The 300-nt window shown below is 48.0% G+C and carries 1 other RNA gene; it reads right to left on the bottom strand.

What is annotated here, in order from left to right:
* Positions 1–141: 141 nt before the first annotated feature.
* An RNA gene (gene ffs / locus ACZYRN_RS19365) (signal recognition particle sRNA large type) lies at positions 142–300 on the bottom strand; the annotation flags it as partial.

Genomic DNA, 300 nt, shown 5'->3' with positions numbered 1-300 from the left:
ACACGGTATAATGCCTGATAACTCATTGGCGTCCTCCTTCACATTCCTTGCTCCATTATAAACGAACGTACACACCTTTACTATTAAAAAACACAACAAAAAAGACATCCGGCAAGCCGGATGTCTTTTTCATTATGTATACCGTGCACCTTCTGTCGACTGCTAACCATAGGCGTTACTTAAGCAGTTAGCTCGGCCCAGGCTGCCCCGCGGCACATGAGAAAGTCCACTTAATGCTGCTTCCTTCCGGACCTGACCTGGTTCATGGGTTCTCATTGCGCAGGACCCAGGCTTCAACAC

Source organism: Domibacillus sp. F004 (genome assembly GCF_057814295.1).
The sequence above is the reverse complement of the archived record's forward strand: the minus strand, read 5'-3'. Positions and strand labels throughout refer to the sequence as shown.